Origin of the sequence: Kineobactrum sediminis, from assembly GCF_002868715.1 — a bacterium.
Classification (GTDB): domain Bacteria; phylum Pseudomonadota; class Gammaproteobacteria; order Pseudomonadales; family Halieaceae; genus Kineobactrum; species Kineobactrum sediminis.
Genome location: NZ_PKLZ01000002.1, coordinates 1 through 22716, shown reverse-complemented (window position 1 = coordinate 22716; position 22716 = coordinate 1). Strand labels below are relative to the sequence as shown.

23 protein-coding genes are annotated in these 22716 nt (G+C 56.4%); 1 reads left to right on the top strand and 22 read right to left on the bottom strand.

Features of this window, described 5'->3' with window-relative positions; translation table 11 throughout:
• Window positions 1-19: 19 nt before the first annotated feature.
• The 22 genes from CWI75_RS03645 to rpmH all read right to left on the bottom strand — a co-directional run bounded on the left by CWI75_RS03645 (window position 20) and on the right by rpmH (window position 21432).
• Window positions 20-937 (bottom strand): hydrogen peroxide-inducible genes activator, encoded by a 918-nt coding sequence (locus CWI75_RS03645; RefSeq protein ID WP_101520141.1) that lies wholly within the window; start codon window positions 935-937, stop codon window positions 20-22.
• 30 nt (window positions 938-967) lie between these two features.
• The gene (locus CWI75_RS03640; protein WP_101520140.1) at window positions 968-1810 is read right to left on the bottom strand and encodes a PhzF family phenazine biosynthesis protein; all 843 of its coding nucleotides are present in this window, start codon (window positions 1808-1810) and stop codon (window positions 968-970) included.
• Window positions 1811-1834: 24 nt separating this feature from the next.
• Complete coding sequence (gene glmS / locus CWI75_RS03635; RefSeq protein WP_101520139.1) at window positions 1835-3664, bottom strand: glutamine--fructose-6-phosphate transaminase (isomerizing); 1830 nt, start codon at window positions 3662-3664, stop codon at window positions 1835-1837.
• A 3-nt stretch (window positions 3665-3667) separates the two neighbouring features.
• Entirely contained in the window at window positions 3668-5041 is a 1374-nt protein-coding gene (gene glmU, locus CWI75_RS03630; RefSeq protein WP_101520138.1) for a bifunctional UDP-N-acetylglucosamine diphosphorylase/glucosamine-1-phosphate N-acetyltransferase GlmU, read from the bottom strand.
• 297 nt (window positions 5042-5338) lie between these two features.
• Window positions 5339-5767: a F0F1 ATP synthase subunit epsilon gene (locus CWI75_RS03625; RefSeq protein WP_101520137.1), complete on the bottom strand. Its 429-nt coding sequence runs from the start codon at window positions 5765-5767 to the stop codon at window positions 5339-5341.
• Between the two features lie 24 nt (window positions 5768-5791).
• On the bottom strand, window positions 5792-7189 hold the full coding sequence (gene atpD, locus CWI75_RS03620; RefSeq protein ID WP_101520136.1) for a F0F1 ATP synthase subunit beta: 1398 nt from the start codon (window positions 7187-7189) through the stop codon (window positions 5792-5794).
• Window positions 7190-7279: 90 nt separating this feature from the next.
• Window positions 7280-8143 (bottom strand): F0F1 ATP synthase subunit gamma, encoded by an 864-nt coding sequence (atpG, locus tag CWI75_RS03615; RefSeq protein WP_101520135.1) that lies wholly within the window; start codon window positions 8141-8143, stop codon window positions 7280-7282.
• Between the two features lie 16 nt (window positions 8144-8159).
• Window positions 8160-9704 carry a F0F1 ATP synthase subunit alpha gene (gene atpA, locus CWI75_RS03610; RefSeq protein WP_101520134.1) on the bottom strand — a complete coding sequence of 515 codons (1545 nt, stop codon included), beginning with the start codon at window positions 9702-9704 and terminating at the stop codon, window positions 8160-8162.
• 16 nt (window positions 9705-9720) lie between these two features.
• Window positions 9721-10257, bottom strand: coding sequence for a F0F1 ATP synthase subunit delta (locus CWI75_RS03605; RefSeq protein WP_101520133.1), 537 nt, complete (start codon window positions 10255-10257; stop codon window positions 9721-9723).
• A 15-nt stretch (window positions 10258-10272) separates the two neighbouring features.
• Window positions 10273-10743, bottom strand: a complete 471-nt coding sequence (locus CWI75_RS03600; RefSeq protein WP_101520132.1) for a F0F1 ATP synthase subunit B — start codon at window positions 10741-10743, stop codon at window positions 10273-10275.
• Between the two features lie 69 nt (window positions 10744-10812).
• Window positions 10813-11052 carry a F0F1 ATP synthase subunit C gene (gene atpE, locus CWI75_RS03595; RefSeq protein WP_101520131.1) on the bottom strand — a complete coding sequence of 80 codons (240 nt, stop codon included), beginning with the start codon at window positions 11050-11052 and terminating at the stop codon, window positions 10813-10815.
• 38 nt (window positions 11053-11090) lie between these two features.
• Window positions 11091-11969, bottom strand: coding sequence for a F0F1 ATP synthase subunit A (gene atpB, locus CWI75_RS03590; protein ID WP_101520130.1), 879 nt, complete (start codon window positions 11967-11969; stop codon window positions 11091-11093).
• A 47-nt stretch (window positions 11970-12016) separates the two neighbouring features.
• Window positions 12017-12382: an ATP synthase subunit I gene (locus CWI75_RS03585; protein ID WP_162299977.1), complete on the bottom strand. Its 366-nt coding sequence runs from the start codon at window positions 12380-12382 to the stop codon at window positions 12017-12019.
• A gap of 266 nt (window positions 12383-12648) precedes the next feature.
• Window positions 12649-13542 (bottom strand): ParB/RepB/Spo0J family partition protein, encoded by an 894-nt coding sequence (locus tag CWI75_RS03580; protein WP_101520128.1) that lies wholly within the window; start codon window positions 13540-13542, stop codon window positions 12649-12651.
• A 12-nt stretch (window positions 13543-13554) separates the two neighbouring features.
• Window positions 13555-14358: a ParA family protein gene (locus tag CWI75_RS03575; RefSeq protein WP_101520127.1), complete on the bottom strand. Its 804-nt coding sequence runs from the start codon at window positions 14356-14358 to the stop codon at window positions 13555-13557.
• A gap of 37 nt (window positions 14359-14395) precedes the next feature.
• Complete coding sequence (gene rsmG, locus CWI75_RS03570) at window positions 14396-15079, bottom strand: 16S rRNA (guanine(527)-N(7))-methyltransferase RsmG (protein ID WP_338152688.1); 684 nt, start codon at window positions 15077-15079, stop codon at window positions 14396-14398.
• Window positions 15039-16940: a tRNA uridine-5-carboxymethylaminomethyl(34) synthesis enzyme MnmG gene (gene mnmG, locus CWI75_RS03565; RefSeq protein ID WP_101520126.1), complete on the bottom strand. Its 1902-nt coding sequence runs from the start codon at window positions 16938-16940 to the stop codon at window positions 15039-15041. The genes rsmG and mnmG overlap by 41 nt, the downstream gene beginning before the upstream one ends.
• A 555-nt stretch (window positions 16941-17495) precedes the next feature.
• Window positions 17496-18878, bottom strand: coding sequence for a tRNA uridine-5-carboxymethylaminomethyl(34) synthesis GTPase MnmE (gene mnmE / locus CWI75_RS03560; RefSeq protein ID WP_101520125.1), 1383 nt, complete (start codon window positions 18876-18878; stop codon window positions 17496-17498).
• A 33-nt stretch (window positions 18879-18911) separates the two neighbouring features.
• Complete coding sequence (gene yidC, locus CWI75_RS03555; RefSeq protein ID WP_101520124.1) at window positions 18912-20627, bottom strand: membrane protein insertase YidC; 1716 nt, start codon at window positions 20625-20627, stop codon at window positions 18912-18914.
• A gap of 17 nt (window positions 20628-20644) precedes the next feature.
• Window positions 20645-20878, bottom strand: coding sequence for a membrane protein insertion efficiency factor YidD (yidD, locus tag CWI75_RS03550; protein ID WP_101520123.1), 234 nt, complete (start codon window positions 20876-20878; stop codon window positions 20645-20647).
• Window positions 20878-21282: a ribonuclease P protein component gene (gene rnpA / locus CWI75_RS03545; RefSeq protein WP_101520122.1), complete on the bottom strand. Its 405-nt coding sequence runs from the start codon at window positions 21280-21282 to the stop codon at window positions 20878-20880. Before rnpA ends, yidD begins: the two co-directional genes overlap by 1 nt.
• Window positions 21283-21297: 15 nt before the next feature.
• Window positions 21298-21432, bottom strand: a complete 135-nt coding sequence (gene rpmH / locus CWI75_RS03540) for a 50S ribosomal protein L34 (protein WP_101520121.1) — start codon at window positions 21430-21432, stop codon at window positions 21298-21300.
• Between the two features lie 539 nt (window positions 21433-21971).
• Here rpmH and CWI75_RS03535 point away from each other — a divergent pair.
• Window positions 21972-22716: DnaA ATPase domain-containing protein (locus tag CWI75_RS03535; protein WP_241521070.1), on the top strand; the 745-nt coding region annotated here is incomplete at its 3' end.

Here is a 22716-nt window from a genome sequence, read left to right as displayed (position 1 = left end):
CGGTACACCCCTGCCAGGATTACGGGGCCGCAATGTTTCCGGCACAGGCTGTCAACCGCGCCCTGAACAGTGCCTTGAGTATCTCAATATTATCCAGGCTGCCAAAGTTGGGCCGAACCAGGAAAGCGATGGTTCTATGGGGCCCGGGTTCGGCAAGGTGCATGGCCTTGAGCTCAGAGTTTCCCGATAGTAACTGGTCAAGCGCCATCTCCGGCACCAGGGTAGATCCCATATGCCCCGCCACCATCTGGATCAGCGTATACAGGCTGGCTCCCTCCAGGGTTTCCCCGAGGCGGGAAGACCGCATGTGGCAAATCGCCAGGGCATGATCCTTGAGGCAATGGCCGTCCTTAAGCAGCATCAGGTTGACCTCGTGCAACTGCTCCGAGGTAATCTGGGAGCGCTCTGCGAGAGGATTATCCCGATGGGTCACGAGATACAGGTCCTCCTCCCAGAAGGGAAAGGCCAGCAGGCCGGGGTGCGCATAAGGCAGCGCGATCACAGCGGTATCGAGTTCACCATTGCGCACTCTTTCCACCAGCACATGGGACTGCTCCTCGGCGATACTCAGGCGAAAATCGGGGTAATCGCGACGCACGGCAGGTAACACTTTGGGCAGCAGGTAGGGACCGATAGTTGGAATCAGCCCCATGCGCAAGGGATGACTGAGCGCAGAGTCGCCTTCATGTGCCAGCCGGTGAATGTCCTCAAGTTCCAGCTTGATCGCGGCAGCCCTGGCGAGAATGCTCTCTCCCACCGGTGTTATCAGCACTTTCTTGTTGTCGCGTTCAAACAGTTGGGTACCCAGCTGGGACTCGAGTTCCGAGATTGCCGTGCTCAGGGCAGACTGGGAGATAGAACATAGCTCAGCAGCCTTTTTGAAGTGGCGGGTTTGAGCCACTGCGAGGGCGTAGGTGAGCTGCTTGAGTGAAATCATTAGACGTTTGGCCCCATGAGAATTTTGCTGTCAACCCGGAAGCCTGACACTTCCCTCCACACAGGTGGCCACATACCCACCCACCCAAATATCGTCACCAACCTTATCGACGAAAACCCTGCCCGAACGCTGTAAAGCCGTGCCCTGGGACACCACATAAGCTGGCTTGGCCAGGCCGGTCTCGATAAGCCACATCGCGATCCCGGCGTTTAAACTCCCGGTGACCGGGTCTTCGGTTATGCCCAGTGGCACAACAAACGCCCGCACTTCGTAATCACTATCCTGCATCGCCTTATGGGGCCCGATAATACCGAATTTCAGGTCACTGAGCAGCGCGACTTCCGGCGTCAGTGACAGGACCCTCTCGGCGGAATCCAGCATTAACACGAACCAGCCGGGCCCATTATCCACCCACTGGTGCTGCAGAATCTCTTCTCTATGCAACCCAAGTCCCGCGGCTGCCCGGGCCAACAGGATCTCGTCAACCGGCCCGCGCTTGAGCAGTGGCGGCGCGGCAAAGGCAAGCCTTGCTCCATCTTTGCGAATCCTGACCAACCCAAGCTCACATTCCTGCACGATGTAGTCAGGGTGACGAGGTATGCCACCACCTGCGAGCCATGCGTAACAACTACCAAGCGTGGGGTGTCCGGCGAAGGGCAGCTCACCACCCGGGGTAAAGATGCGCACCCTGTAATCAGCCTCGGGGTGCCGGGACGTAAGCAGAAACGTGGTTTCGGAGAGGTTTGTCCAGCGTGCAAAGCCGGCCATCGTCATCTCGTCGAGGTCATCGGCACTGTGCACAACAGCCAGGGGATTGCCCCGCAGAGGCTTATCGGAAAAGACATCCAGTTGATGAAACCGATGGGTTTTCATGTCAACGAAAGCCTTAGCAGGTCGCTATTCCACCGTTACTGACTTCGCCAGGTTCCGTGGCTTGTCCACATCCGTGCCTTTCTGCACCGCAACATGATAAGCCAGTAACTGCAACGCGACGGTATACACGATGGGTTTCAATAACTCGGGGCAATGGGGCATCCTCAACACATGCACCCGGGGATCATCGAGGAAGCCGGCGTTTTCGTCTGCGAATACATACAGTTCAGCACCCCGCGAACGCACTTCTTCAATATTGGATTTAAGCTTCTCCATCAACTCGTCGCCGGGTGCCACGGCAACCACCGGCATATCGGCATCGACCAGGGCCAGCGGGCCGTGTTTCAGTTCACCGGCCGGATAGGCTTCCGCGTGAATATAGGAAATTTCCTTGAGCTTCAGTGCACCTTCAAGCGCTATCGGATACTGGATGCCACGGCCCAGGAACAAAGCGTGATGCCGCAGAATGAAGGCCGACGCCATGTCCTTGATCAGGGGATCCAGTTTCAGGGTCTGTTCAACGTAATCGGGCAGCTTGTGCAAAGCCGACACCATGGCAGATGCGGCTTCGGGAGACAGGTTGCGTCTGCGACCAAGCACCAGGGTGAGCATCAGGAAAGCAACCAGCTGGGTCGTGAAAGCCTTGGTTGAGGCCACCCCGATTTCAGCGCCGGCGCGGGTAAGGAATACAAGGTCCGACTCTCGCACCAGAGAGCTGTGGTCGACGTTCGATATCACCAGGCTGGAGATAAACTCAGCTTCGGTGGCGTTGCGCAGTGCCGCCAGGGTGTCGGCGGTCTCGCCGGACTGGGACACTGTCACCAGCAGGGTTCCCGGATGCTGTACGCGTTTGCGATAACGAAACTCGGATGCCACCTCAACAGCGCAGGGAATACCCGCCAGTTCCTCAAGCCAGTAGCGGGCGACCATGCCGGCGTGAAAACTGGTGCCGCAGGCAACAATCTGCACAGCCTGGACACGGTCAAAGACGGCTGCGGCCCCAGTGCCAAATGCCTCGTCGGCAATGTCGTGAGCCCCTGTTGCGGGTACTGTTGCCGCCAGCGCGCGTGGCTGTTCGTAAATCTCCTTAAGCATGTAATGTTCGTAATCACCCAGCCCTGTCGCCTCTTCATGGGCCGCCAGTTGGGATATCGTTCGCTCTATGCGGTTGCCATTGGCGTCGTAGATTTGCAGCGACGACGCCGTCATACGCACCAGGTCGCCTTCTTCCAGGTAAATAAAGCGATCGGTTACCTGGCGCAGGGCCAGTGCATCCGAGGCAAGGAAGTTTTCGCCAATGCCCACCCCTATAACCAGGGGGCTGCCCTCGCGAGTCGCGATCACTTCGTCGGGATGGGCGACATCGATAGCCGCGAGTGCATAGGCACCCTCCAGTCGTTCCACCACGGTCTGCATGGCCTGCAACAGACTCTGGCTCGACTGCAATTGTTGATGCAGCAAGTGGACTATCACTTCGGTGTCGGTGCCGGAGAGGAACTCGTAACCGGCGGCTTGCAGTTCCGCACGGAGGGCTTCGTTGTTTTCTATAATGCCGTTGTGCACCACCGCCACGCGCTCGCCGGAAATGTGCGGATGCGCATTAGCTGCAGAGGGTGCCCCGTGGGTTGCCCAACGGGTGTGGGCGATGCCCACACAGCCGTACTTGGGGTCCATCGCCTGGGCCTGTTCAAGTTCTGCGACCTTGCCCTGGCGTTTATGCAACAGCAGATTATGGTCACTGTCGATCAGGGCCAGCCCTGCCGAATCGTAGCCGCGGTACTCAAGACGTCGCAGCCCTTCCAGTAGAATAGCCGAAACTTCACGCCGGGCCGTCGCCGCTACAATGCCGCACATAACTCAATCCTTGCTTGTGGGAGGTTTGCCCGGGCGCTTCCAGCCCTGGATATTGCGTTGCTTGCCGCGGCCGACCGCCAACTCACCCTCAGCCACATGGCTGGTGATGGTTGAGCCCGCCGCGACAAAGCCCCGGTTTGCTACTTCTACCGGGGCCACCAGGGTCGCGTTGGAGCCAACAAACGCATCGTCTCCAATCCGGGTCTGGTGCTTGTTAACACCATCGTAATTACAGGTGATGGTTCCGGCTCCAATATTGGCGCTGGCACCTATCTCGCAGTCACCGATGTACGACAAATGGTTGACCTTGCTACCGATACCAATATTGGCCTTTTTGGTCTCAACGAAGTTGCCTACACGGGCCCGATCAGCCAACACCGTATCCGGACGCAGACGCGCATAGGGACCAACAGCACAGTCGTTGCCGATTTTTGCCTGCTGCAGGTGACTCATCGCCTGGATTTCAGTGCCGTTGCCCACCGTGACGTCGCGCAGCACGCAGTTTGGCCCCACCTGGACATCGTCGCCCAATACCACGTCACCAATAAAGACGCAGTTGATATCTATAAACACGTCGCGGCCACACTCCAGTTTGCCCCGAACGTCGATACGGGCCGGGTCAGCCAGGCGCACTCCGGCCAACAGCAGTGACCGCGCCCGCCGTTGTTGCAATTCGCGCTCCAGTTGACTGAGCTGGAGTTGGTCGTTGACGCCCATGACCTCCCATTCGTCATCTGCCATGCTCGTCTTGACGGACATACCAGCGGCGACTGCCAGTGACAGCACTTCGGGAAGGTAATACTCGGCCTGTTGATTGTCATTGCCAACAGCGGGTAGAAAACGTTGCAGGATACTGACCGGAGCGGCCATGACCCCACTGTTCACCTCGCTGAGCAGAAGCTGGTCAGCGTTGGCATCTTTATGTTCGACCACTCCCACCAGAGCACCGCTGCCATCGCGCATAATACGCCCATAGCCGGCGGGATTGGCGAGGTTAACCGTGAGCAGGGCGGGTACTTCGGCAGCCTGTGCCACCAGTGTTTGTAATGTGGCAACATTGATCAGCGGCACATCCCCGTACAGCACAAGCACCGTACTGCCTTCGGCGATGCGCGGTAGCGCCTGTAATACGGCGTGCCCGGTACCAAGCTGTTGTTCCTGCTCTACCCAGCTGACCGGCTCTGACGCCAGGGCCTCTTTAAGCTGTTGCGCGCCGTGGCCGACTACGACATGTATTGCAACGGGTTCCAGCGCCTTGGCGGTATCCAGTACATGCTGTAAAAGTGGCCTGCCGGCCAGGGAGTGCAGTACCTTGGGAAGATGCGATCGCATCCGGGACCCCTGTCCCGCTGCGAGAATAATAACTTCGAGCTGCATAGCGTCATTCCGTTTCCATTCAACCCGCAGAAGACCTGCTCCCGTCAGGGACAGCCCTGCATTTGAACCTGCCCGCGTGGGGATTTAGCCGGCAACAATAGCATTTTTAGCGCGAACAAAAAAACACTGCCTACCGCTATTGGCAGAGGAATGGGACGTCGTTCACACCCTGAGTGCGGAGGAGTGGGCAGGGGTCGGCAACGATGCGGACTTTGCCAACTGGAGGAACAGAAAGCGTGAGGCGCGCTTTAATGACTGCTAAACCAGGGGCGGGGCCAAGCTCACCCCTGTCCGGAATCAACCCCTGCCGGCGCGATTGCGCATTTTGCGCAATGTCGCCAGTTGGGCCGCAGATTCCGCCAATTGCGCCGAGGCGCGGCCATAATCAAAGTCGCCCGCCTGGCTGGTAAGCACATGCACGGCTTCGCGGCGGGCTTCTTCGGCAGCCGCTTCGTCAACATCTCCCGCGCGCAACGCCGTATCAGCAAGGATACTGACAACACCCGGCTGAATTTCAATGAAACCGCCGGACACGTAGTACACCTCTTCCTCACCACCCTGCTTGACGATGCGCACAGGACCGGGAATCAGGGAGGACAACAGCGGGGCATGGCCATAAGTAATACCCATTTCCCCCATTTCGCCCGTTGCGACCAGCATTTCAACCAGGCCGGAGAAGATTGCCTCCTCCGCGCTGACAATATCGCAGTGAATAGTCATTGCCATGTAGAGATCCCCTGTTGCGCCCTGTTAGAGCCTGGTTGCTTTCTCAACGGCTTCATCGATGCTGCCCACCATGTAAAACGCCTGCTCGGGCAGGTGATCGTACTCACCGGCCAGAATGCCACTGAAACCGGCAATGGTTTCTTTCAGCGATACGTATTTGCCGGGTGCACCGGTAAAGATCTCCGCAACGTGGAACGGCTGGGACAGGAAGCGTTCGATTTTACGTGCGCGCGCTACCGTCTGTTTGTCATCTTCAGACAATTCGTCCATACCCAGGATGGCGATAATATCCTTCAGTTCCTTGTAGCGCTGCAGTACCGTCTGTACCCCACGCGCTGTTTCATAATGCTCGACCCCAATGATCAGTGGGTCGAGCTGGCGCGAGGTCGAATCCAGTGGATCCACCGCGGGATAAATACCCTTGGCGGCGATATCACGGGCCAGTACCACTGTTGAATCCAGGTGCGCGAAGGTCGTTGCCGGTGACGGGTCGGTCAGGTCATCTGCCGGTACGTATACCGCCTGGATGGACGTAATGGAGCCCACTTTGGTGGAGGTAATCCGTTCCTGCAGTACCCCCATCTCCTCCGCCAGCGTCGGCTGGTAGCCCACAGCGGACGGCATCCGTCCCAGCAGCGCCGACACCTCGGTGCCCGCGAGGGTGTAACGGTAGATATTGTCGATGAACAGCAGTACGTCGCGGCCCTCATCACGGAATTTTTCGGCCATGGTCAGGCCGGTCAGGGCTACCCGCAGACGGTTTCCTGGCGGCTCATTCATCTGGCCGTATACCATGGCTACCTTGGAGTTGCTCAGGGTCTCGACGTCAACGACTTTTGACTCCTGCATTTCGTAGTAGAAGTCGTTACCCTCACGGGTACGCTCCCCCACCCCGGCGAATACCGACAGGCCGGAGTGCTCGGTGGCGATATTGTTAATCAATTCCATCATGTTGACGGTCTTGCCAACACCGGCACCACCGAACAGGCCAACCTTACCGCCCTTGGCGAAGGGACATACCAGGTCGATGACCTTGATCCCGGTTTCCAGCAGTTCGTTAGAGGCCGCAAGATCTTCATACTCAGGTGCGGCCCGGTGAATGGAAGCCCGCTCCTGTTCGCCGATCGGGCCACGCTCATCAATGGGATTACCGAGCACATCCATGATCCGCCCCAGGGTTTCAATACCTACGGGGACGGAGATGGGGTTACCGGTATTGACCACCGCAAGATCACGGCTCATGCCTTCAGAGGCACCCATGGCAATCGTACGTACAACACCGTCGCCCAGTTGCTGCTGGACTTCCAGGGTTAACCCTTTTTCGGTTACCAACAGTGCATCGTATACCTTGGGTACCTGGTCGCGTGGAAACTCCACATCGATAACGGCACCGATAATCTGTACGACTCGTCCGCTGCTCATGTTCCGATCCTCTGTATCAAAGTTCAATTCTGTCTGGTGCCGTGCGGTCGCTAGAACGCCGCCCGACACCCAGTGTATTGCGTTTCTTTATCAGCCAATTGCCGCAGCGCCACTGACGATTTCCGACAGTTCCTGGGTAATGGCGGCCTGGCGTGCCTTGTTGTAAATCAACTGGAGATCGTCGATCAATTCACCGGCGTTGTCGGTCGCACTCTTCATTGCAAGCATTCGCGCTGCCTGTTCACAGGCACCGTTCTCAACCACGGCCTGGTACACCTGGGATTCGATGTAGCGGGTCAGCAACTGGTCCAGCAACTCCATCGCATCGGGCTCATAAATGTAATCCCAATGATGCTTCATCTCCGTACTTTCCTCGGCTTCCAGTGGCAGCAATTGCTCCACCTTCGGGCTTTGGGTCATGGTGTTGATGAATTCGTTGCTAACCAGGAACAGGCGATCAATGTGCCCATCTTCGTAGGCGTCGAGCATGGTTTTGACGCTGCCAATAAGATCCGCCAAAAGAGGTGCTTCACCAATATCACGTACCGACGCGGTAACGTTACCACCATAGGTTCTGAAGAATGCCGCCGCTTTCGCGCCAATCAGGCACAAGTCGATTTCAACATCCTGCTCCGCCCAGCCTTTCATGGCGCGCACGGTAGCCTTGAAGGCGTTAACGTTGAGACCACCGCACAGACCGCGATCAGTCGAGACGACGATGAACCCTACCCGCTTTACTTCCCGCTCAACCATATACGAATGGCGGTACTCGGGAGCAGAGTTCGCAATGTGCCCGACCACTGCGCGCATACGACGCGCGTAGGGCTTCCCCAGGGCCATGCGCTCCTTCACTTTACGCATTTTACTAGCCGCCACCATTTCCATGGCGCTGGTAATCTTTTGCGTACTCCGGATGCTGGTTATCTTGGTCCGGACTTCTTTTCCGCCTGCCATCTGATGGTCCTCGGAATTACCAGGTTTGAGTAGCTTTGAACGTTTCGATTGCAGCCTTGAAACTGGCGGCGATATCGTCGTTGTAATCGCCACTCGCAACGATTGATTTCATCAGGTCGTCGTATTCCGCATGCATGTAAGACAACAGCGCCGATTCAAAATCGTTGATCTTGTTGACCTCGACATCGCGCAGGTAGCCTTCGTTGGCCGCGTACAGGATAACGCCCATTTCGGCGATACTCTGGGGTGAATACTGCTTTTGCTTCATCAGTTCGGTAACGCGCTCCCCGTGATCCAGCTGGGCCTTGGTGGCCTCATCAAGATCAGAGGCAAACTGGGAGAACGCCGCCAGTTCGCGGTACTGGGCCAGGGCGGTACGAATACCACCGGACAGCTTCTTGATGATCTTCGTCTGCGCCGCACCGCCTACCCGCGATACCGAGATACCCGCGTTCATGGCCGGACGAATACCGGCGTTGAACATATCCGCCTCGAGGAAGATCTGGCCGTCGGTAATAGAGATCACGTTGGTCGGTACGAAAGCGGATACGTCACCCGCCTGGGTCTCGATAATCGGTAATGCCGTAAGGGAGCCCGTTTTACCCTTCACTTCACCATTGGTGAGTTTCTCAACGTAGTCCGGGTTTACCCGGGCTGCGCGTTCCAGCAGGCGGGAGTGCAGATAGAAAACGTCACCAGGATAGGCTTCACGGCCCGGGGGACGACGTAACAACAGCGATATCTGGCGATAAGCCCAGGCCTGCTTGGTCAGGTCGTCATAGATGATCAGGGCGTCCTCGCCCCGGTCACGGTAATACTCGCCCATGGTGCAACCGGCAAAAGGTGCCAGAAACTGCATGGCAGCCGGATCGGCAGCGGTGGCGGCAACCACGATGGTATGGTCCATGGCACCGTGCTCTTCCAGCTTGCGCACAACCGCCGCAACCGACGACGCTTTCTGGCCGATGGCAACGTAGACGCATTTGATGCCCGTGTTTTTCTGGTTGATGATGGCATCAACCGCGATTGCCGTTTTGCCGACCTGGCGGTCGCCGATGATCAGTTCGCGCTGGCCGCGACCGATTGGCACCATCGCGTCGATGGCCTTGAGACCGATCTGCACCGGCTGGTCAACCGATTGGCGGGCGATAACGCCGGGAGCAACCTTCTCCAGTGCATCGGTCATGGTCGTGTTAACCGGGCCCTTGCCGTCAATCGGATTGCCGAGTGCGTCAACCACGCGGCCCTGCAACTCGGGGCCTACCGGCACTTCAAGAATACGACCGGTACAGCGACAGGACTGGCCTTCAGCCAGGCTCTTGTAATCGCCCAGCACCACCGCGCCAACCGAGTCCCGCTCGAGGTTGAGCGCCATGCCAAAGATACCGCCCTCAAACTCGATCATCTCACCATACATGACGTCGGTAAGACCGTAGATGCGAATGATACCGTCGGTAACCGAGACCACCGTACCTTCGTTGCGAGCCTGGGAAGACACATCAAGCTGATCGATGCGCTGCTTGATCATCTCGCTAATTTCTGATGGATTCAGTTGCTGCATGCTCTGTTCCTCAATCCTACGAATTCAATGCGGCGGCAAGCTTGTTCAGCCTGCCGCGCAGGGAGCCATCGATTACCAGATCGCCGGCTTTTATTAACACACCACCGAGCAGACTCGCGTCCGTCGTGGTGCGCACATTAACTTTCCGTTCCAATCGCTTGCCGAGGGCCGCGACCAGGTTTTGTGTCATCTCGTCTTCGAGCTCGAATGCTGACACCACTTCCACATCTACCGACTTTTCATGATCGGCCCTGAAGTCGTCAAAAAGCGCGCTTATCTGGGGCAGTAACACGAGCCGCCTGTTCTGGGCCAGCACCGACAGGAAGCGTTTTACATCGCTGCCCAGCGCATCGCCACAGACATCCGCCAGTATGTCGGCCTGCCGCTCGCCGGCGCCGGCCGGATCCTGAAGCACCGCCTTGATATGGGGGTCGGCACTCACCCGGGCGACGGTCGCCATTTGCTCTGACCAATCGGCCAGTGCCTGCTTGTCCCGGGCATATTCAAAGGCAGCCTTTGCGTAGGGACGTGCCAGTGTGGTCAGTTCCGCCATTGCGCGTCCTCGCCCTTAAAGCTCTGCAGCCAGTTGGTTGACCAGATCGGCGTGGGCCTGTTTGTCGACTGTGGCGCCCAACACCTTCTCGGCACCCACCAGTGACAACACCGCGACTTGCGACCGTAAGGTCTCGCGGGCCCGGTTTGTTTCCTGTTCTATTTCCGCCCGGGCAGAAGTCTTGACCCGCTCAGCTTCCACCAGCGCAGCGTTTTTCGCCTCTTCGACGATCTGGCTGGCGCGCCGGTTGGCCAGGTCGACAATACCTGCCGCTTCAACCTTGGCTTCCTTGAGACGGTCGAGGGCCTTTTCCTGGGCCAGTTCGAGATCGTGACTGGCACGATCAGCGGCGGCGAGTCCGTCGGCTATCTTCTGTTCACGCTCATGCATGGCCGCAATAATGGGCGGCCAGACATATTTCATGCAGAAGATGACAAAACCAAAGAAGGCTATCACCTGACCGATAAGCGTAAGGTTAATGTTCACGCCGTACTCCTCACAGATAGTGTGGGGCTGAGTGAAGCAGCCCCGTTCTTGCCGATTGCCTGGTTCAGCTTATGCACCTACGCCGGGCGCAACAACGAAGATCAGGTACATGGCAAGGCCAACACCGATAATCGGGATAGCGTCCACCAGGCCCGCGCCGAGGAAGAAGGTGACCTGCAGTTTGGGTGCCAGTTCAGGCTGGCGTGCAGAACCTTCAATGAGCTTGCCACCGAGCATACCGATGCCGATAGCTGCGCCCAGACCACCGAGGCTGATCATAATTGCAGCGGCAATGTAGATTAATTCCATGATTTTCTCCTAGCGTTAATAACCAAAGTTAAAGTGGATCAGTGGTCTTCGTGAGCCATGCTGAGATAAACAATCGTCAGCACCATGAAGATGAAAGCCTGCAGCGTAATGACCAGGATGTGGAATATTGCCCACCCAATCTGCAGAATCCCTGCGGGAACCATCCAGGCCATACCGGCACCGAACAGAGCAGCAATCAGAATAAAAATCATTTCACCTGCGTACATGTTACCGAAAAGACGCAGGGCAAGAGAGAACGGCTTGGCGAGCAAGCCGACAATTTCCATAAACAGGTTCACCGGGATGAACACCGGGTGATTGAAGGGATTGAGCGCCAGCTCTTTGGCAAAACCGAAGCCCTTGACCTTTATGGAATAGAACAGGATGAGGATCAGCACACCGATGGACAGCCCGAAGGTAATATTCGGGTCGGTCGAGGGCACGATCTTCTGGTATTCCACACCTAACAGCATCATCAGCTCGGGGACAATATCCACCGGCACCAGGTCCATCAGGTTCATCAGGAAGATCCAGACGAAAATGGTAAGCGCAAGAGGCGCAATCAAGGGATTACGGCCGTGAAAGGTATCCCGCACCGTATTGTCGATAAACTGGACGATCATTTCCACGGCGTTGACAAAACCACTGGGAACACCCGAAGAAGCCTTGCGAGCCACACGGAAAAACAATGCGCTGAACAGGACGCCCAGGCCGATGGACCAGGCCATGGAGTCCACATGAACGGCGGTAAAACCCATATCGGCAGCCTCGGCACCACCGTGGGCCATTACCCAGGCACCGCCGTCGGCCACCACAGAGCCGTCATACCGTTCGTATCCACCCGGCAGCTTGCCGTAGGTGAGATTCGTCAGGTGGTGGACAATATATTCTGAAACCGTCTGGTTATCGCCTGCCATCGATCACAACTCTTGATCCGGTTTTCGTTTAGCGGTTATTGCCACGACTATTGCCACAACAACATCCAGCTACCAATAATCTGTACCGCGACCATCGCGATATATCCCAAAAACACCCCGGCGGCTTCTACCGGTCTCAGCAGCACAAAGACTGCCGCAAATCCCGCGGCACTCAGGACCAACTTGCCGACCTCGCCCACCAGTGCCGACTTCGCTATCTCCGGCGCTGCCCGGGCACCCCGCTGGCGAAACACCTTCGTTGCAAACCAGACCTGCGGCACTATTGCCACCAGCGACCCGGACAGTACCGATAGCGCCGATACCTTGCCGGCTGCCAGCCAGGCCAGCCCACACAGAAGCATCAAGACCAGCCCTTGCGCCAGGACGATACGGTGAACGGGGGGAGCAGGCATCCGGCTCGCTTTCATGCAAACCTCACTGGGCCGCCTCACGTTTTACCACCGCGCACTTGGTCGTTTTGAGCGCGCGCGCATTATAGGTGTAATACCAGGCGGGTTCAACCGCAACAGGGCATACAGAGTCGGTAAAATTAGCCGCAGTTAGCGACAAGATAGCGACAAATCAATGGCAATTATAGCTAATGTAAACAAGGGGTACCGTATCTTGTGGAAAACAGTGAATTTTGCACAACATCCTGTGGCTTACAGGTGAGGCCGCACTATTTGATATGCCCCAGAATGCCATCCAGTTCATCCAGGCTATTGTAGCTGAGTACCAGTTTGCCCTTGCCCCGCGCCGTGTGCTGAATCTGGACCCGGGCACCGATTTTCTGCGACAGGTCGTCCTGCAACTGGCGAATATTGGGATCAAGGCCCGCAGGCTCAACCGCAGGAGCCTCCTGCTGTGCCAGCAAATGACGTACCAGCGCTTCGGTCTGGCGTACGGACAAACCCTTCCCCACGACGGTGCGAGCGGCCTGGGACTGTACTTCAGCGGCAAGTGGCAGTAGTGCCCGGGCGTGGCCCATCTCCATATCGCCGCGTTCGAGCAGCAAGCGCACATCGGCTTCCAGTGACATCAGGCGTAACAGGTTGGCAATAGTGGACCTGGATTTGCCCACCGCGTCCGCCACTTCCTGCTGGGTAAGCTCAAACTCCTGCTGCAGACGCAGTAATGAAGCGGCCTCCTCAATCGGGTTGAGGTCTTCACGCTGGATGTTCTCAATCAGGGCCATGGCGATGGCGGCCTCGTCACTAACGTCCCTGACCAGGGATGGAATGTGGTCCAGCCCCGCCATCTGGGCCGCTCGCCAGCGGCGCTCACCCGCAATAATTTCATAGCGTCGGCCCGAAATCGGCCGCACTACAATTGGCTGCATGACACCCTGGGCCTTGATACTGGCAGCCAGCTCCTGCAGCGACTCGGGATCGATATCTCTGCGCGGCTGGTACTTGCCGCGCTGGACGAGGTCTACCGGCAGGTCTTTAAGCGCACCCGATTCCCTCAGTGACTCTATCGGTACGCCGTCGTCGCCCTGCTGCGTATGGGTTGCATTGCCTGCTCCCAGTAGCGCATCCAGCCCACGCCCCAAACCTTTTTTCCTGGCTGACATCCACTTTCTCCGTTAATCGCTGGTCACAGGTTGTTGTGATTCCTGCTGGCGTTTCTCTTCCCGCCGGATGACTTCACCCGCCAGCGCCATATAGGCTTTTGCACCCCGGGAGTGTCGGTCGTAGTACATGGCGGGCAGGCCGTGACTGGGCGCTTCAGCCAGGCGCACATTACGCGGCACTACGGTGCGGTACACCAGGTCACCAAAATGGCCATGTAGCTGGGCCGAGACGTCATTGGTGAGGCTGTTGCGCGGGTCATATAGAGTGCGCAGGATACCCTCAATGCGCAGTGGTAAATTAACCGATTCGCCAATCCGGTTAATGGTACTGACCAGGGCAGACAATCCTTCCAGGGCAAAATATTCGCATTGCATGGCGATCAGTACGCCATCCGCGGCCACGAGGGCGTTCAGGGTAAGCATGTTAAGTGAAGGCGGGCAATCAACCAGAATATAGTCGTAGAGCCCGGCCACTTCCTGCAGAGCGGTGCGCAACCGGCGTTCCTTGTGTTCAATATCGAGTAATTCAACCTCGGCTGCGGTCAGGTCACTGTTCGCCGGCAGGACGTCAAACCCGCCTTCGGGAGCGCGCTGGGTAATGAGGTGAACCGGTGCGCGGTGTACCAGGACATCGTAAACACTGCGCTCGATACCGTGCTTGTCTACACCGCTTCCCATCGTCGCGTTACCCTGGGGATCCATGTCAACGAGTAATACACGTTTTTTCATGGCCGCCAGAGACGCCGCCAGATTAATGGAGCTGGTGGTCTTGCCGACACCCCCCTTCTGGTTTGCAATTGCTATTGTTCTTGCCAACGCCTGACTCCCGGATTGTCTTAGCTGTTACCAGTATCTATTGAGTGGGTTGGCACAAGGCCAGCTCCACGAGGTGCCGCTGTTCGTTTAGTCCCGGCACCGCGAGTGGGTAAATCCCCTTCAATACACACTCCCTCGCCACTGCCTCCAATTCATCGGGTGGATATGCTCCCTTCATCGCGAGGAAACAACCACCGGGCGCCAGTAAGTGACGAGTGCCCGCCACCATGTCAGCCAGCGAGGCAAAGGCTCTGGACAGTATCACATCAAACAGTGCCTGAGGGGTGAAAGCTTCCACCCGGGTATTATGAATTGTCACGTTAGCCAGGCCCAGACTTGTTTTAACGGCAAAAAGAAATCGTGTTTTTTTGCCGTTACTGTCCAGCAGGTGGAACTCGCGTTCCGGAAAGAGAATCGCCAGAGGAATTCCCGGAAGACCCGCCCCTGTACCCACATCCAGACAGCGTCCCTCAGGCAGGTAAGGCAGCACAGCCAGGCTGTCGAGCAAATGCCGGGTCACCATGGCAGCGGGCTCGCGCACAGCGGTCAGATTGTAAGCACGGTTCCACTTTTGCATAAGCTGCAGGTAAGTAAGCAATTGCTCCTGCTGCCGTGGCTCGAGTGAAATATCAAGTGCGTGGCAGCCCCTGGACAACGTTTTTTCCAGGTCGGTGGCCAACTCAGGCAGTTCTGCGATCAGACGACGTTCGATCCAGGGCACCACGCTTTTTCAGGTAGATCAGCAGTAGCGATACCGCAGCCGGGGTAACCCCGGGGATCCGGCCGGCCCTGGCAAGAGTGGCCGGGCGGGCTTCGGCCAGCTTCTGTCGCACTTCAGTGGAAAGCCCGTCGACGGCATGGTAGTCGAGGGAATCGGCCAGCACAGTATCTTCGTAGCGCCGAAGGCGATCTATGTCCTGCTGTTGGCGGTCGATATAACCGGCATATTTTGCCTGGATTTCCACCTGCTCAGCGGCCTGGGCCTCAGCCAGTGGCTCCCCTTTCAAACCCGCGATATCGAGGTAGCGCAGCTCGGGTCGTTTTAGCAGGTCAGCCAGCGAATATTCACGGGTCAGCGGCGCTTTAAGCCGCGAGGCTATGGTATTGGCCTCAGCCGTGCCGGGATGAATCCAGGTTGTCGCCAGGCGTTTTGATTCAGCGGCAATGGCATCGCGCTTGCGGGCAAAGCAGGACCAGCGTAAGTCGTCTACCAGGCCGAGTTCACGCCCCTTTTCAGTTAGCCGCAAGTCGGCATTGTCTTCACGTAACAACAGACGGTATTCGGCACGGGAAGTAAACATGCGGTAGGGTTCAAGGGTGCCCATGGTAATCAGGTCATCAACCAGCACGCCGATATAAGCCTCATCCCTGCGCGGGCACCATGCCTCCTTGCCCTGTACCGCCAGTGCAGCATTAAGGCCGGCGAGCAGGCCTTGTGCGGCGGCTTCTTCGTAGCCGGTAGTCCCGTTTATCTGCCCGGCGAAGTACAGTCCTGGAACGGCACGGGTTTGCAGGGAGTAATCGAGATCCCGTGGATCAAAGAAATCGTATTCAATGGCGTAACCGGGCCGGGTTATGTGCGCGTTTTCAAAACCGCGAATGGAGCGTACCAGGGCATACTGGACATCAAACGGCAAACTGGTGGAGATTCCGTTCGGATAAAGTTCGGCGGTAGTAAGTCCCTCAGGCTCAATGAAGATCTGGTGGGAAGATTTATCGGCGAAACGGTGTATTTTGTCTTCAATACTCGGGCAGTAACGCGGCCCAATGCCCTCAATCACACCGGAATACATCGGTGAACGGTCCAGCCCACCGCGAATGATGTCGTGGGTCCGCTCATTGGTATGGGTGATCCAGCAACAGCGTTGTTCCGGATGCTCCTCGGCACTGCCAAGAAAAGACATGACCGGTGCACCGGGGTCACCCCACTGCTCTTCAAGCTGGGTAAAGTCAACACTGCTGGCGTCGATTCGCGGCGGTGTGCCCGTCTTTAGCCGCTCAACCCTGAATGGCATCTCACGCAGACGGCGCGCCAGCGCAATCGAGGGAGCATCCCCCGCGCGGCCCCCGGCACTGTTTTCCAGGCCGATATGGATTTTGCCCCCGAGGAAAGTGCCCGTGGTAAGCACCACTACGGGTGCCCGGAAGGTCAATCCCATCTGCGTAACGGCACCTGCTACACGGCCATTTTCCAGTAGCAGGTCATCTACCGGTTGCTGGAAAATCGAAAGTCCGGCTTGGGATTCGAGTATTTCGCGGATTGCATTTCGATACAGCACACGATCAGCCTGAGCGCGGGTAGCACGTACCGCAGGCCCTTTGCTCGCGTTCAGGACCCGAAACTGAATGCCGGCGCGGTCCGTTGCCCGGGCCATGGCACCACCGAGGGCATCCACTTCACGTACCAGGTGACTTTTACCGATACCGCCAATCGCGGGATTGCAGGACATCTGCCCAAGCGTATCCATGCTGTGGGTCAGCAGCAGGGTTCGACAGCCCATACGCGCGGCTGCGAGGCACGCCTCGGTACCGGCGTGGCCTCCACCAATCACGATCACATCAAATTTTTGTGGGTAATCCACTGCCTGCGCCTCTCAGATCCTGCCGGAGATGGGTGACCCCGGGCCGGCGATTATACGTTGCCGACCCCGGTTGTTCAAAATATGTTCTGCACTGTTTCCGATTACTGTGGATCACCAGTATCCGGGAAAATAGCGAGTCAAAGTTCTTTACTGTCTTGTTATTAATATTATTTATATAGATAGAAAGTTTAATGTAGTAATTACTGGGGTTGCCCTGTTCTGTGGAAAGGTATCTAAAGATCATTAAAATCAAAAATTTAAGTCATTGCAAAGGCTGCCTGTAAGCGCGGTATCAGGGCTGGGTAAACGGTGTACCAGATGGGGACAGAATTTGCGGCCTTTTGTTCATCAGGAGTTGTAGGGCTATTTGTCCTCGTCCGCGGTACAGGCTATCCACTGTGTTGTGCACAGCATTATCTGCCGGGTGGGCCGCGGCCGTGTGGATTTTCTGATAAGGGGATGAATCGGGCTGGGGCTTTGTATATCGTGTGGATAAGGTGTTTGGTCTGTCAATAAGATGTTTATAAGCGGGTATAAACGGTTGCCGGGTTTGTATTATTTGCCGATGCAGAAACTTGAAAAAATTTCGCCGAGTAACTGATCATTGGTAAAAGTACCGGTAATGGTGCCAAGCGCGGCCTGGCACTGTCGTAAATCTTCCGCCAGTAGCTCTCCCGCACCTGCCTCTTCCAGCTGGAATTGTCCTTCGCGAAGGAATTCGAGCGCTTGCTGCAGGGCAAGCAGGTGGCGTCGTCGTGCACTGAAACTGCCTCCGGTGCCACTCTGATAGCCCATAGATTCTTTCAGGTGCTGTTTCAGGATATCCACGCCGTCACCACTACGGGCGCAAAGGCGCACTATTGTCGTATCCTGTTGGCGGACGAGTTCGGGTGGTTGGCCAACAAGGTCGCATTTATTATGGATGATAGTGACCGGCGTATCGGCCTTGAGATGTTCCCGGGCTTCCGGCCAGAGTGCCCAGGGATCGGGGCCTGCGTCGGGGGAAGTACTGGCATCCACGATTAGCAAAACCCTGTCTGCGGAGCCAATCTCTTGCCAGGCGCGACGGATACCTTCCTGTTCGATGGCATCCGTGCTGTCGCGTAAACCGGCCGTATCAACAATATGCAGTGGCATTCCATCGAGCTGAATATGCTCTCTGAGCACGTCCCTTGTGGTTCCTTCGACAGGCGTGACAATAGCGGTATCCTGGCCTGATAGTGCATTGAGCAGGCTGGATTTGCCGGCGTTGGGTTTGCCCGCGATAACCAGCTTCATTCCCTCCCGCAACAGGCTCCCCTGTCTTGCTTCCTGTAGAACACCATCCAGTTGAATAGTCAGGTCCTGAAGTTGGCTGGCGACATGGCCGTCCGCCAGAAAATCGATTTCCTCTTCCGGGAAATCAATCGCGGCTTCAACATGGATTCGCAGGTGGATCACGGCAGTGACCAGTTTATCAATCCTGCGGGAAAAGGCTCCCTGCAGGGAGCGGTGGGCGTTGCGTGCCGCCTGTTCGGTGCTGCTGTTGATGAGGTCCGCAATGGCCTCTGCCTGAGCCAGATCGAGTTTGCCGTTGAGGAACGCCCGCTCCGAGAATTCCCCGGGATTAGCCATGCGGGCACCCAGAGCGAGGCAGGACTGCACCAGCAAGTCCATGATGATCGGGCCGCCATGCCCCTGCAGTTCCACCACGTCCTCACCGGTAAAGGAGTTGGGCCCGGGAAAATAGAGAGCGATCCCGGTATCCAGGCTGTGCTTCTGTGAATCGCGAAACGGTGTGTAATGAGCGTGACGGGGTATGAGTGATATCCCCGTAATCTGTTCGCCAACAGTTTTGGCGGCAGGGCCGGAAAGCCGCACGATACCCACACCACCCCTGCCGGCCGCAGTGGCTACAGCCGCGATCGTATCGTTATCAAGGGAGGTGTTATCTGTCATACCGCAAGTATACGCCCGGCACGGGTACCGGGCTCAGGTGCTCGCAGCACGCTTTTCGATCTGTTTGGTGATCACGTATTGCTGTGCCATCGATAACAGGTTGTTTACCACCCAGTACAGGACCAGCCCGGCGGGGAACCAGAGGAAGAAAAAGGTGAAGACCACGGGTAACCATTGCATGATCTTGGCTTGCATAGGATCTGGTGGCGGCGGGTTAAGTTTCTGCATGAACCACATGCTGGCACCCATCAGTAACGGCAGCACGAAGTAGGGGTCCATGACGGAGAGATCATTGATCCACAGGATGAAAGGCGCGTGTCGCAGCTCCACACTCTCCATCAGCACCCAGTAAAGTGCTATGAATACCGGCATCTGTACCAGGATTGGCAGGCAGCCACCCATGGGATTGATTTTTTCCTTGCGATACAGCTCCATCATCGCCTGGGACTGTTTCTGTTTGTCATCCCCGTACTGTTCGCGTATATCCTGCATCTTCGGCGCAACACGGCGCATATTCGCCATGGAACGATAGCTGGTGGCGGAGAGCTTGAAGAACGCAGCTTTGATGACCACGGTCAGGAGGATAATGGTAACCCCCCAGTTGCCGACTACACTCTGAATTTTGGTAAGCAACCAGAACAGCGGCTGGGCAATCCACCAGAGCCAGCCATAGTCAACACTGAGCTCGAGATAGGGAGATATCTCCTTTAAGCGGTATTGATCCTTGGGGCCCGCATAAAAGTCCGCCCCGGTGGAACCTTGTTCACCCGGGTTAACGATAAGTTCCGGACTGGTAAAGCCCGCTATATTGAAACCGCCGGTGGTAACCCGCGTATTGTAGGTATGCGTTTGCTCGGGGTTCGGTATCCAGGCGCTGAGGAAATAGTGCTGGATCATTGCTATCCAGCCACCGGGCAAGGACTCTCGCAGCGGGTCTTCGCGCATGTCATCAAAACTGATTTTGTCGAAGCGCTCGTCGGGTCTGGTAATAGCTGCCCCCAGGAATGGCTGCAGCCCCATGCCAGTGGATTCTGCTGACGGTGGCGTGGTGCTGTCGCGCTTTATCTGGCCGAACAGGTTGCCCTGCCAGCGGTCTTTACTGGCGTTATCAACAATAAAACTGATGTTGATAAGATAGTGGCCCCGGCGCACGGTATAGCGTTTGATCACTTTTATGCCGTTGTTGCCAACCCACGCCAGGTCAATGGTCAGTTCGTCCTGACCGGGCTCCAGTGTGTAATTGCTGTTTTTTGCGGTGTAGCGCGCGCGGCTCTCACTATCGATGCCGTTAACGCCTATCAGGCCGCTTTGGGCTACATAGGTTCGCTGTTGGTTTCGTTCAAGCAGCACAAACGGTTGGGTCGGATCGTCCTGCTCTTCCAGGTATTGCGGAAGCGCCAGTTCGATAACATCGCCACCATCAAGATCAATCGCCAGCTGAAGTACGTCCGTACGGACCAGAACGATACGCTCTCCGGAAGTTGCTTCGGCTGTTGGCACTGTGTCTTCGGTGTCCGGCGCCGGCGATACGGCAGGTACGTCTTCATTGGCTGCTGGTGGCAGCTGACCGGGCGAGATCGGATCCGCTGGCGCGGGCGAGCGCGCCGGGGCCTGGGCGCCACTGATAAGTCGCGAGGCGGAGGGTGTATCGGCGGCGGACTTTTCGTCTCGAAATTCCACCCACTCCGTCAATAACATGAACGATAGCAGGGCAATGGCGCCAATCAGCAGTGTGCGTTGCAAATCCATAATGAGTCGTCAGTTATTCAGTGAGTGTGGTTGTGGTTGCAGGGAGGAACCGGGTCCAGACCCCCTTCGTGCCATGGATGGCATTTGGCAAGTCGTCGAGCGGCCAGGTAGCAGCCTTTTATTACACCGTGATGGGTGATCGCTTCCTGCGCATAGTGGGAGCAACTTGGGTAAAAACGACAGTTATTGCCCAGGAACGGGCTTACGCAATAGCGGTAAATCGAGATGAGAAATATCAGCAATGTACGCATCAGGACTCCCGGACTGGGGCTGGCTGGACCGCGACCCGCTGCAATTTGAGCCATTGTTCGCTCAGGATCGCAAAGATCTGTGCATTGTCGAGCTGGTCAATGCCGCGCCTGACCATGAGCACTACATCAAGCGCGGGAGCATCTTCTGGTAATTTCCTGAACATTTCCCTGGCGATGCGTTTTATACGATTACGCTGCACTGCCTTACGAACATTTTTTTTTGCAATCACGAGACCCAGGCGAGGCCCGGGTTGGTTGTTCCATCGTCCAAGGAGTAACAGATAACGGTTCGAAGCCTTGCTATCTGCGCCATTAAAAACCGGGCGATAGTCAGCCGCCGTAAGCAAACGTCGGGATTTTCCAAAGGCCTCGGACTGCGGAGCTGGGCTATCTGCACTGCTCACTGAGACTACAGATCATCAGGCAGCGAGACGCTTGCGGCCTTTCGCACGGCGACGATTAAGTAACAGGCGACCATTCTTGGTGGCCATTCTCGAACGGAAACCGTGGGTACGCTTGCGTTTAAGAACGCTGGGCTGAAATGTTCTTTTCATGTCATTAATCCAGTTGTAGATAATAAATAGAAGACTGCCCTCTCGTTACCCGCCGTATCCTTACGGTTTGCGAGACTAATGTAGTTAAACACCGACAGCAAAAAAGGTTGGGTAGTCTAGAGAAACCAGCGACTTAATTCAATCTCGGGCGCACTTATTTTTATGGTGCGGCGATTCTCAATATAAGCCGGTGTGGCAATACCAGGGTCATGTTGGCAAGCTTTGCGCGCACCGAGGGATTGCAGGGGTTACAGTCATCGATGCACACCTTCCTAAGAAGATATACACAGGTTTTGCACAGGCCACGTTATTAACCAGCGAATTCTTGAGTGATGGTTGAATAATGAACATATTCTCAATAAACCACTGATATTAATGACTTTTGTAGAGAATATTTTTTTCCGCAGACATGTGGATAACTCTCTTTATGGGGAGTATCATGCTGCTTCGGGTCGGCGATGCCGGCCAGTAATTTTCAAAATCGATAACCAGAAAGATTGGAAGGGCCCGAGAATAGTAAGGGCGCTGAGGGGAATGTTTTGCCTGATGTAGTATGGCAGCGATGTATTGACAGGCTCCAGGATGAGCTGCCATCGCAACAATTTAATACCTGGATCAGGCCTCTCCACGCCAGCCAGAATGGACGACAGTTAACACTGTTTGCGCCAAATCGGTTTATCAAGGATTTTGTAAGCGATAAATTCAGTCGACGGATCAGCGAACTGCTGCGTGAAGTCGATAGCCAACAGATAATTGACCTGGTTCTCGAAATAGGCTCCTCCGGGAGTGATTCGGGCCAGACGCAGGGTGCCTCCGAAGTTGTCCGCGACGCTGCCCCTGTTCCTGTTGCAGCAGAGCCGGGGCCTGAACCCGCCTTCAGTACTGCGGCCAGCAGTCGTGCCGGCGGCGGGTTGAATGGCCCCCGGGTTTTATCCAACTCAAGAGCCGAACCGGGTACGGTTGATACCCTGCAACATCAGCACCATTTGGTTGAACATTACACCTTCGATAATTTCGTGGAGGGCAAGTCCAACCAACTGGCCCTCGCAGCAGCGAGGCAGGTGGCAGAAAACCCCGGTGAATCCTACAACCCATTGTTCCTCTACGGCGGTGTTGGTCTCGGTAAGACCCACTTGATGCATGCGGTGGGGAATGCACTGAAACAGTACAAGCCGCACGCCAGGGTTGTGTATCTGCACTCAGAGCGCTTTGTGGCGGATATGGTCAACGCGTTACAGTTGAACGCGATTAGCGATTTCAAGCCATACTACCGGTACGTGGATG

Excerpts from the sequence above, each read along its gene's own strand:
- CWI75_RS03645 (WP_101520141.1), bottom strand. The coding sequence starts at position 937 with ATGATTTCACTCAAGCAGCTCACCTACGCCCTCGCAGTGGCTCAAACC.
- CWI75_RS03640 (WP_101520140.1), bottom strand. The coding sequence starts at position 1,810 with ATGAAAACCCATCGGTTTCATCAACTGGATGTCTTTTCCGATAAGCCT.
- glmS (WP_101520139.1), bottom strand. The coding sequence starts at position 3,664 with ATGTGCGGCATTGTAGCGGCGACGGCCCGGCGTGAAGTTTCGGCTATT.
- glmU (WP_101520138.1), bottom strand. The coding sequence starts at position 5,041 with ATGCAGCTCGAAGTTATTATTCTCGCAGCGGGACAGGGGTCCCGGATG.
- CWI75_RS03625 (WP_101520137.1), bottom strand. The coding sequence starts at position 5,767 with ATGGCAATGACTATTCACTGCGATATTGTCAGCGCGGAGGAGGCAATC.
- atpD (WP_101520136.1), bottom strand. The coding sequence starts at position 7,189 with ATGAGCAGCGGACGAGTCGTACAGATTATCGGTGCCGTTATCGATGTG.
- atpG (WP_101520135.1), bottom strand. The coding sequence starts at position 8,143 with ATGGCAGGCGGAAAAGAAGTCCGGACCAAGATAACCAGCATCCGGAGT.
- atpA (WP_101520134.1), bottom strand. The coding sequence starts at position 9,704 with ATGCAGCAACTGAATCCATCAGAAATTAGCGAGATGATCAAGCAGCGC.
- CWI75_RS03605 (WP_101520133.1), bottom strand. The coding sequence starts at position 10,257 with ATGGCGGAACTGACCACACTGGCACGTCCCTACGCAAAGGCTGCCTTT.
- atpE (WP_101520131.1), bottom strand. The coding sequence starts at position 11,052 with ATGGAATTAATCTACATTGCCGCTGCAATTATGATCAGCCTCGGTGGT.
- atpB (WP_101520130.1), bottom strand. The coding sequence starts at position 11,969 with ATGGCAGGCGATAACCAGACGGTTTCAGAATATATTGTCCACCACCTG.
- CWI75_RS03585 (WP_162299977.1), bottom strand. The coding sequence starts at position 12,382 with ATGCCTGCTCCCCCCGTTCACCGTATCGTCCTGGCGCAAGGGCTGGTC.
- CWI75_RS03580 (WP_101520128.1), bottom strand. The coding sequence starts at position 13,542 with ATGTCAGCCAGGAAAAAAGGTTTGGGGCGTGGGCTGGATGCGCTACTG.
- mnmE (WP_101520125.1), bottom strand. The coding sequence starts at position 18,878 with ATGACAGATAACACCTCCCTTGATAACGATACGATCGCGGCTGTAGCC.
- yidC (WP_101520124.1), bottom strand. The coding sequence starts at position 20,627 with ATGGATTTGCAACGCACACTGCTGATTGGCGCCATTGCCCTGCTATCG.
- yidD (WP_101520123.1), bottom strand. The coding sequence starts at position 20,878 with ATGCGTACATTGCTGATATTTCTCATCTCGATTTACCGCTATTGCGTA.
- rpmH (WP_101520121.1), bottom strand. The coding sequence starts at position 21,432 with ATGAAAAGAACATTTCAGCCCAGCGTTCTTAAACGCAAGCGTACCCAC.